At 67.8% G+C, this 9,382-nt stretch carries 8 protein-coding genes; 3 read left to right on the top strand and 5 right to left on the bottom strand.

The window, feature by feature from the left end; translation table 11 throughout:
• On the bottom strand, positions 1-469 hold a 469-nt coding region (locus AOQ53_RS47175), incomplete at its 3' end, for an IS5 family transposase (RefSeq protein WP_236711968.1).
• On the bottom strand, positions 402-761 hold the full coding sequence (locus AOQ53_RS47170; RefSeq protein WP_059424585.1) for an IS5 family transposase: 360 nt from the start codon (positions 759-761) through the stop codon (positions 402-404). The genes AOQ53_RS47170 and AOQ53_RS47175, both read right to left, overlap by 68 nt.
• A gap of 179 nt (positions 762-940) precedes the next feature.
• On the opposite strand from AOQ53_RS47170, the gene AOQ53_RS38410 reads away from it, so the two are divergent.
• Positions 941-2,377: a hypothetical protein gene (locus tag AOQ53_RS38410; RefSeq protein ID WP_059424583.1), complete on the top strand. Its 1,437-nt coding sequence runs from the start codon at positions 941-943 to the stop codon at positions 2,375-2,377.
• Positions 2,378-2,402: 25 nt separating this feature from the next.
• Here the strand turns inward: AOQ53_RS38410 and AOQ53_RS38405 are convergent, their stop codons facing one another.
• Both AOQ53_RS38405 and AOQ53_RS38400 read right to left on the bottom strand, forming a co-directional pair.
• On the bottom strand, positions 2,403-3,242 hold the full coding sequence (locus AOQ53_RS38405) for a hypothetical protein (protein WP_059424581.1): 840 nt from the start codon (positions 3,240-3,242) through the stop codon (positions 2,403-2,405).
• A gap of 39 nt (positions 3,243-3,281) precedes the next feature.
• Positions 3,282-3,542, bottom strand: a complete 261-nt coding sequence (locus AOQ53_RS38400; protein ID WP_059424579.1) for a hypothetical protein — start codon at positions 3,540-3,542, stop codon at positions 3,282-3,284.
• A gap of 204 nt (positions 3,543-3,746) precedes the next feature.
• On the opposite strand from AOQ53_RS38400, the gene AOQ53_RS38395 reads away from it, so the two are divergent.
• Both AOQ53_RS38395 and AOQ53_RS38390 read left to right on the top strand, forming a co-directional pair.
• A complete protein-coding gene (locus AOQ53_RS38395; protein WP_003992186.1) occupies positions 3,747-4,007 on the top strand; it encodes a WXG100 family type VII secretion target in 261 nt (86 codons plus the stop codon).
• Between the two features lie 127 nt (positions 4,008-4,134).
• Positions 4,135-4,698: a hypothetical protein gene (locus AOQ53_RS38390; protein WP_148640444.1), complete on the top strand. Its 564-nt coding sequence runs from the start codon at positions 4,135-4,137 to the stop codon at positions 4,696-4,698.
• Between the two features lie 104 nt (positions 4,699-4,802).
• Here AOQ53_RS38390 and AOQ53_RS38385 read toward each other — a convergent pair whose 3' ends face one another.
• Positions 4,803-9,284 (bottom strand): FtsK/SpoIIIE domain-containing protein, encoded by a 4,482-nt coding sequence (locus AOQ53_RS38385; RefSeq protein WP_059425028.1) that lies wholly within the window; start codon positions 9,282-9,284, stop codon positions 4,803-4,805.
• Between the last annotated feature and the right edge of the window lie 98 nt (positions 9,285-9,382).

The raw sequence follows: 9,382 nt of genomic DNA, 5'->3' as shown, positions 1-9,382 counted from the left end.
CGAAGGCCAGGAAGTGTTCGGCCTTTCGCTCGTAACGTCGGTGCAGCCTTCGGCATCCGGCCAGCCAGAACACGGTCCTTTCGACGACCGAGCGGTGTCGGCCGAGCCGGGTGGAGGACTCGATGCCCTTGCGGGCGATGCGGTGGCGGATGCGGCGCTCGCGGAGCCATTTCCGCAGGTGGTCGTAGTCGTAGCCCTTGTCGGCGTGTAGCTTGGCCGGACGCCGGCGGCGGGGTCCGCGGCGGGAGCGGATGGGCGGGATCCCACGCACGAGCGGCTTCAGGCCGAGGCTGTCGTGCGTGTTGGCGCCGGAGATGCCCAGCGACAGCGGCAGGCCGTTTCGGTCGGTGATGAGGTGGATTTCGATCCCGGCTTGCCGCGGTCGGTCGGATTCGGTCCGGTCAGTGGCCCCCTTTTGCCGCCCGGACGCTGACGGAGTCGATCGCGCACCGCGACCAGTCCAGCTCACCCCGAGCGCCGAGTTCGTCGAGGATGACCCGGTGCAGCCGGGCCCACACCCGGTCCCGGCTCCACTGGGCGAAGCGCCGGTAAACCGTGGGCCAGGCCGGCCCGAACACCGGCGGTAACTGCCGCCAGGTGCAGCCCGAGGTGGCCACGAAGATGATTGCCGCCAGGCATTCACGGTCCCCGGCCCGTCGGCGGCCGCCGCCCTGCGGGCGCATGACCTCCGTCGGCGGAACCACACGCAGGAACAGCGTCCACAACTCGTCCGGCACCAACCGCTCCACCAGATCCGTCATGCACTGCTCAACGAGCGATCACGCCATCAGAAACGGCGTCTAAGAATGCGTTTGCATACGGTAAAGAGATGATGATCGAACGATCTCACGGGAAGCATCATCCATATCCTGGAGCAGCGACTCCACAGCCCTGACCGGCTGGTTCCGGAACACACGCTCTGGGGAAATGAAACGTGGGCATGAGGACGGTCAATCCGGACGACCTGGACCAGCTCGCGAAGCTGCTCGACGGGCGGGGCGGGGTCCAGGACGGACTGGATGAAGCATTCACCAGAGCGTCCAGGCTCGGCGTCACGAGCAAGTTGACCACGCTCAAGCCTCTGCGCAGCTGGGTCAAGGACACCGCACCGGAATTGCGCAAGCGGGCGGTCTTCGCCAGGTTGGAAAGCGGTGACCCCCAAGCCGGGCTCATGTGGGCCGGGTTCAGCCCCAAGGAGATCGAGAAGTACAAGAGGGAGGGCCTCGGTCCCGACGCTCTTCTACTGGCCAACTCCGTGGCGGCCAGCGACGATCCGAACGCCTACAGGTTCAAGCGACAGCCCGACGAGTCGCTGGCGGACTGGATCCAGCGGCTTGAGGCCCACGCCATAGCCCAGATACCCGGGCTCCAGCCGCACGAAGAGACGATCGCCTCCATGATCGGCCTGTACGGCGACTGGGGCTCCGTCACCGCGGCGACGGCCGTCGTCACCCTCCAGGGCACGTCACTGACCAAGGTGCTGCTGGGCAACTCCCTGAAGGCGGGCGCCCTTCGGACCTGGAAGACGCGGCTCGGCGTGGTCCTGCGCGGCTCCGAGAGCGGACTCATACGGTCTGCGGGCAACGGCCTGATCGAGTGGACTCCGAAGCTGCGTTCACTGAGCGCGCCGGGCAGTTGGCTGCCCGGTCAGCTCGGCTCGCTCTTCGGCCGGAGCACCACCTATCAGAACCTTTCCCGCATCCCCTTCACCAGTGGCATTCGCGGAGATTTGATCGGCCAAGGCTACAACTGGGTTCGCGCCACGCCCTTGATGAACACGCTCCGCGCCAACGGCGTCATCGACTTCCTGGTCGGCTCCGACCAGGCGGCCAGGATGTACGGCGGTTTCACGCACTCCGGCCAGGCGGTCGCCCGCGCCGGCAATGCCAGCCTGATCAAAGTGTTCACCAAGGCCGCGAACAGCCAGCGGTTCGCCAACTCCGTCACGGAAGCCACGAACGCGGCGCGAGGCGCGGGGGCCCTGCGTACCGGTCTTGGCGCCGCCGCCAAGACCGCCGGTTTCCTGCGCGGCGCCGGCATCGTGGGCGGTGTCCTGTCGACCGGCTTCAGCGCCGCCAACGTCATCTCTCAGGGCAACCCCGTCGACGCCTTCAAGAAGAAGGGCGCCGCGTACGTCGCCGACGTCGCCGAGGTCGGCTTCAACGCCTCCCTCACGGCGGCCATGGTCGCCCCGAACCCGGTCACCATCGGTCTGGCGGTGGGGACGGGCATCATCTACGGCGGAGCGAAGATCGTCCAGCACTGGGACGACATCAAGGAGGGCGCGGGCAAGGCGGCAGGCTGGGTCGGCGACAAAGCCAAGGACTTGGGGAAGAGCATCGCCAAGTCCAAGGCGAATCCGATGAACTGGTTCTGAGGCACCGTTCAGCCGGCTCGCGGTCCTACTCGTCCGCGATCAGCAGTTCTTCCTTGTCCGGCAGCAGATCCGTGATCTTCTCCCACACCTCGGCGGAGTCGGACTTCACCAGAACGAGCGCGCTGTCCGGGCCGACCTGGCCCGGCATGATGGGTTCTTCGGGCTGCTCGCGGATCCAGTAGCCGAGGGGACCACAGTCCCAGACGGCCAGGGCGCGGACCATGGTGGAGCGCTGGCCCTCGTGTTCGCCGTCCCAGGCGGTGGTGATGCGCCAGGTGGCGTTCAAGGAGACGACCGCGTCCAGGAATTGACCCAGGACCGGGTCCTTGAGCTTGGTGTCCGCCTCGATGAGTGCCTTGCGAACGAGGTCGCGGGTCGTGTCCTCTTCGGGACCAGGTTCTTCCAGTGCGACGAACGCGGCGTCCAGAGCACCCATGGTCGTCTCGATTCGCACCTCTGGAGCGCCTTCCACCGGCTTTTCCCCGCGATGCAGGTTGACCTTGCGGGCCAGTTCCCACACGAGGGTGTTCGGCTCGATGGAGACGTATTCGGACTCCTCCTCGCCCGGCCAGCCGTCGTGTGAGATCACTGCCTCCTGGCCCACGACCACACCGTGGTTGACCACGCCGTGCTCGCCTGTGATCTCCACCTGGATCATGACCATCGGGTCGGCCAGGGCGCTGAGCGGCTCTCGGAGAACCGGAGCCAGTTCTCCCTCCTCGCCGACCAGGCCGATGCGCTGGAGCTCGACCAGTGACTCCCACAGCTCCTCAGGTGGCGTCTCACCGTCCAAGAGGTGTGCGAACACAGCGATGTGGCGGTCGGCCAGCCGGAGGCGGGCTCGGGAGCTGTCGTACGAGGGCACTGGTACGGGTTCCTCTCGCCGTAGCAGGGGCAACGCCCGCTACTTCTTCTCGTCCTTCAGGTCCTTGGCGTCCTGCGCGCACTTGTGCGCTTCGTCGCGCAGCGCCTTGGCGACCGTGCCGCACGTCGTCTGCCAGCTCTTGAGCCGCCCGCGCACGTCGTCCGCGTTGGGGCCCGACCAGGTCTTCATCCCGATGGTGCTGTGCTTCTTGGCGGCATCGACAAGTGAGTCGATGTGGTCGGCCAGCGACCTCAGCTGGCTGGCCCGCTGGTTGAGTTCCTGAATGTCAGGATTTGCCATAGCAGCCTCCCCCGCTGTCCCAGGAGCCTCAGCATACTGGCGCTCCGTGCAGACCTTCGTCGTGCTCCCGGCCCAGGCCAACACCACTCGTTCACATGAAACTCCCATCTCCCAAGGCGCTGGACTGCAACTACGTCTGGTGCGGTAGCGTCCCTTGTTGCAAACGGGTAGTCCGTTTACCTACGTGACACGGGGAGGATCGCCATGGATCGCGGTGCAGATCTCACTCAGCTTCGGGAACTGTCCAAGCTCTTCGGCAAGAAGGCCACCGACCTCCAGGGCCTCATCAAGGCTCTGGAGACGGCCACCAGCCAGAGCTCGGGTTACTGGAAGGGCCCCAAGGCCGACCGCTTCCGGAACGACTGGCACGACGTGAAGCCGACGTTCGACAAGTGGGTCGACACGCTGAACGAGGCCAGCAAGTCGGCCAACACCAGCGCCGACAACATCGAGCGCGCCACCTGAGGCGAAGCCGGAACGCGCGGATGCCGCAGCCTGCCGGGGCATTCCTTCGAGGTCACAAACCTTGAACGGGGTGCCCCCGGCGGCGTTTGAGCAGAAGACAAAGCTCTGGCGCGTCCGCGTCCCTGCGATGACCATGGCCGAAAAGAAGTATCAACTCCCGCCCCATGTGGAAGAGGCACGCCGAGCGGTCGCCAGAGTGGCTGCGTGGAAGCTGCGGCCGCCCCTGCCGCAACGCCGAGTGATTCTGGGTATGCCCGGGATATTCCTGCTGTGCGTCGGGGTAACTCTCCTTCTCTGGCTTCCTCCGCATTATTTGGTGCAGGACCTGCGTTCCCGCGGGGTCGATTCCGCTGCCACGGTCGTCGATGTCGACTCGAAGCCGGAGTTCGTCAAGGTTCGCCTCTTGAGCGGCCCGAAGGCCGGTACCGAGGTCAAGCTTTCGGACTACGCCGGGATGTATCCCGACACGCATACCGACGCCGCACTGGTCGTCACGTACGACCGCGATGACCCATCCCGAATACTCACCCGTGCTTGGGTGGAAGACCCACCGGCGAATCTGCCGGCTTACGGCACCTCGGCATTGGCCGTGCTGTGCCTGGGCCTCGCCACGGCAGTGATCTGGCGTCGTCTCTGGATTCTTCGCACGTTCGGCCCAGATGAACCGCCCTCCTCGTCGGCAGGTGGCTGATAAGCCGCGTGACGAGGGCGTACGCGAGACGAAGTCCTAGCTAGTCCCGGTGTCAGGAAATCAGGAGGGGGTTCCCGCTCAGTGAGCGGGAGCCCCCTCCTGATTTACGCGTTCATCACGGCCTGAACCGGCACGAACGCCCCACCGGCCACGAACAACCCACTGCCCGCCGCCCCGCCCCCACTGTTCGCGGGCAGCCGGATGCCGAACAGTTCGCCGTCCGACGTGCTTTGCGGTGTCAGCAGCATGCCGTTGCGGGACTTGCGGGCCTCGACCGCGAAGCCCCGGTACTGACCCGACAGTGAGTCCGTAGTGCCGGCGGCGAGCAGGCCCACGCCGCCATCGGCTCCCTGACGGATGACGCCTTCCAGCGGCTCGTCCAGTGGCGCGTCGTAGAGGAGTTCGGCGTCGTCGACCACGACGACGTACGGCCGCCCGTCGAGTTGGTCCTGGAGCTCTTCCAGGTCGTCACCCGAGCTTTCCGCGTTGAGCACGCCGAGTACCCCTTCTCGGCCCTCGAGCTCCCGCAGCGGGGACCGGCGAGGTGTCACGACCACCAGGGGGGTGCCTCCTCGCAGAAGGGACTCGGCGGCGCACAGCAATGCAGTCGAACGGCCGGACTTCGGTGGGCCTGCAATGACGAAACCAGGGCCGTTCTCCTCCAAGTCGATGCCGATGGGGTGGAGTTCGTCGCCTCCCACCGCGACCAAGGCCCACAACGGCGACGGCGGCACGAAGTCCGGATCCAGAGCCATCGCCTCCGACGCCGTGATGCGCGTCGGCAGGGCGTCGACCCGCAGGGGGCGGCGGCCCGACGGGACGCGGCCGAAGCGGGTGCGTGCCTCCTCCGCGATCTCTCGGAGCGCGCGAACCTGGGCCTGGCCGGCCGGGTCCTGCGCCAGCAGACCGATCTGCGTCTCGTCCACGCCTGTGTCCGTGATGCGCAGAGCGCGCCCGGGCGGCATGTTCTTCGGAACCTCGCGGGCCTGGAGACCGGCCGTTGAATAGTCGTTCGGGTCGGCGAAGCGCATGACGAGACGGTCGGCGAAGGCCGAGGAGACGTGACCGCTCAGACCACTGCGGTCGGCCGTCATGACGACCTTCAGGCCCGCTGCGGAACCTTCACGGAAGAGGCGCTGGGCCGCTTCCAGCAACTGACCGTAGTTGTAGTTCTCGAAGGTCGACGCGAAGCCCTCCCAGCTGTCCAGGAGCAGGACCATCCAGGGCAGACGCTCCTCCGGGGACGCTCCCGCGCGCTGTTCCGCAGCGCTGGACGCGCCCTCCATCGCGAGGAGTTGCTGGCGGCGGGCGACCTCCACCTGCAAGCGCTGGATCAGCCGGCGGACCCGGTCCGGCTCGTCGCGTGTCACGACGGCGCCCACGTGCGGCAGACGCACCAGGGGCAGTAGGGCATTGGAACCGCAGTCGATGGCGTAGACGTGCACATCGTGCGGGGAGGTGTTGCGGGCCAGCGAGCCGGCGAGCGTGCGCAGTGCCGTGGAGCGGCCGGAGCGAGCGCCACCGAGCAGCAGGGTGTGCTCACCGTGCACCAGGTCCAAGGACACCGGCATGCGGGTCTGCTTCGCCGGCAGGTCGACCAGGCCGTACGGAATGGGAGCCACGTCGTCGTCAGGGGTGGTGGCCGGTGCGCCACCGTACGCGGACAGTTCGTCCAGGGTGACGGACTCCGCCAGCGGCGGAAGCCACGGGCTGCGCTGTTCGCCGAAGCGCATCCGTTCCGCACCGTCGCGCACCGCGTCCACAAGGACGGCCAGGTCGGTGACCATCGTGCCGTCGTCCTCGGCCTCTTCCCGCTTGGGCAGCGGGCGAGCGTAGGCGTTCCAGGGCAAGGGCACGAGCGTGGCCTTCGGCCCCGTCTGCCCGGTGGCCGGGCGACGGCCACCGATACGGGCCGACTGCACACCGACCAGGGACTGGGCGCCGGAACGAACGTACATACGGCCTGGCGTCGACTTCGAGATCGCGCCCGAGTCCGGTGCGTCGATGACGTCCATAGACTCGGCGGCGTCCGTCACCCGCAGCGCGATGCGGAGGTTGGTGTTGGCCCGGATGTCGGCGCTCACCACACCCGCGGGACGCTGTGTCGCGAGGATCAGATGCACGCCAAGGGAGCGGCCTCGGCGTGCGATGTCGACGAGTCCCGCGATGAAGTCGGGCAGTTCGGCGACCAGGGACGCGAACTCGTCGATGACCAGGACGAGCCGGGGCATCGGCTCCAGTTCGGGGCGGAGCTTGCGGGTGTCGTTGTAGTCCTCGATGTCCTTGGCGGCGGCGTCGAAGAGGATCCGCTCCCTGCGATGCAGCTCGGCGGCGAGCGAGGCGAGGGCTCGCTCGGTCAAGTGGGCGTCGAGGTCGCTGACCATACCGACGGTGTGCGGCAGGCGAGCGCAGTCCATGAAGGCGCTGCCGCCCTTGTAGTCGATGAGGACGTAGTTCAGGGCGTCGGGGCGATTCGCCACCGCCAGCGAGGCGATGATCGTCTGCAGGAGCTCGGACTTACCGGCACCCGTCGTACCGGCGACCAGGGCATGCGGCCCGTCGCGGCGGATGTCCAGGACGAAGACCCCGTCGGCGGCGATACCGATGGGTGCGGACGTCGTCGAACCACCCGCCTGCCAGATGCGCTCCACGTCGACGCCCGCCGGGTTGGGCATGTTCAGCAGGTTCAGCAGCCGGGCCGAGGTGGGCAGGGCGGAATCGGCGTCGTCACGGCTGACATCGCGGATGGGGGCGAGGGACCGGGCCAGCAGTTCACACCATTCGTAAGGCACCTGGTCGGCGAGGACGTCACCGACGGCCTCCAGGCCGTAACCGCGCACCCGGACGTGGTGGGCCGCGTCGGGCGACCACGCCACTACGGCCTTGCACTCCTCGGGAAGCAACCGCTCGTCCTCGTCGATGCAGAGGGCGAAGATCCCGTACTGCGGGCCCTCGGTCAGGAGTTGGGGGACACCAGGTACGCGGCGCAGCAACCGCGCCCCGTCGAGAATCAGGAGCACGTTGGCGTCCGGATACAGCTGGCCTGTCATGTTGTGCTGCTCGCGGGCCGCCTTGCGTCGGGCCAGCTCGTTCAGAAGCTCGTTGACTCGGCGGCTGATGCCCTCCGAGTCGAAGCCGACCAGAGCGACACAGTCCTGTCCCTCATCGGGGTTGGTGTGGGGCAGCCAGTGCGCCCAGTGCCACTCGGCGCCCGCAGCTGGCGTAGCGGCCAGGGACACCAGTGACAGGTCGCGGGGGCTGTGCAGCACGGCGGCCTGCACGCTCAGCCAGCGCGCGGTGGCGAGGGCGCGGGCTCGGTCCCCCGCGATGCCGACCACGCCGAGCCGGGAAAAGGGCAGGGTGACGGGGACATCCGGAAGGAGCGGCGGCTCCGGGGGCTCCTCGTCGTGCGATGTGCCGCCGCGTGCGAAAACGAGTTCCACGTCGGAGGGCAGGGCGCCGACCCCGATGCGCAGTTGCATCGCGTCCGGGTCGGTGAGACGACGCTCCCACAGACGGCGGCGGGGGCCGGTCGCGTAGAGGAGGATCTCGGCCGGGTCGGGGTTGTCCTCGCGCCGGGCGCGCTGTTCTTCCTTGCTGAGGGTGACGAGTTCGGCCTCATAGGCCGCCAGGTCCTTCTTGTACTGCTTGAGGGATGTTTTGTGCTTCTTCTTGCCCTCGCGGTTCTCACTGATCCACTGGCCCAGCATCATGAGCGGGCTCATCAGGCAGAACAGCAGCATGTAGATCTGCTTGGTGAAGAAGTACATGGCCAGCCCGAACAGCATGGGCATAAAAGCCATGATGAACTGAAAACGCGCGCGGTCTCCCTTGGTGGGGGGCACCGGCACGGCCAGCCTCCGCCGAGGCCGCAGCGGCGACAGCCGAGGGGGGCGGTTGTAGGCGAGACCGCCCTCGCTCATCGGAGCCAGGTGCGCGTCCGGCTCGGCCACCTGGTCGATCACGAGCAGCGAGTCGCCGACCCGTACGACACCGCCGAGCGGCCAAGGAGTCCCGGCCGCCACCGGGTCGTCGTTCAGCCGGATGTCGGCGCCGGCCTCCGGCGTGAGCACGACGTTGCCCTGGAGGTCGACCGTCAGCCGGAGGGCGACCGGCGGCAGCGAGGCATCCGGCAAGGGCAACGAACAGGTGGGTGCCGAACCCGCGGTGGCCGCGCCGACGCCCAGTCGGACCACCCGTCCGGAACCGGGACCACCGGCCACCCGCAGCTCGTACTGTCCTACGGGCTCGCCCTTGCGCAGCAACGGGCCTATCGAGCTGTCGACGGAGACGCGCATGCCGTCCCGTAGGACACCAGCCGCCGGTGCCGCCGGATCGCACAGCACACCGTCGGCCCACAGTGCCGGCGCTCCGGTCACCGCCGTCCCGTAGCCGGGCAGCGAAGCCAGTGAGGTGCCGGGCATGGCCACGACGTTCCCCGCCCCACCGCCATGCGGCGCGACGCTCTGCCCTACGGCCTGCGCCAGTACCTCCGCGACATCACCTGCCGTGGCGGTGTCGTCGGCGGTGACGACGACGTCCTCCGGCTCACCGCCTTCGCGTACGACCGTGACCAGCATCTGCATGGTGGTCATCCTCCCCGTCGGCCCCTGTGGCCACGTTCGTTAACTTCAGCTAACGGAGACTATGGCAGTCCCCGGCATAGCTCCCCAGCGCCCCGGCG

It is taken from the genome of Streptomyces azureus (genome assembly GCF_001270025.1).
GTDB lineage: Bacteria > Actinomycetota > Actinomycetes > Streptomycetales > Streptomycetaceae > Streptomyces > Streptomyces azureus.
This window is presented reverse-complemented; position numbering and strand designations above follow the sequence as displayed.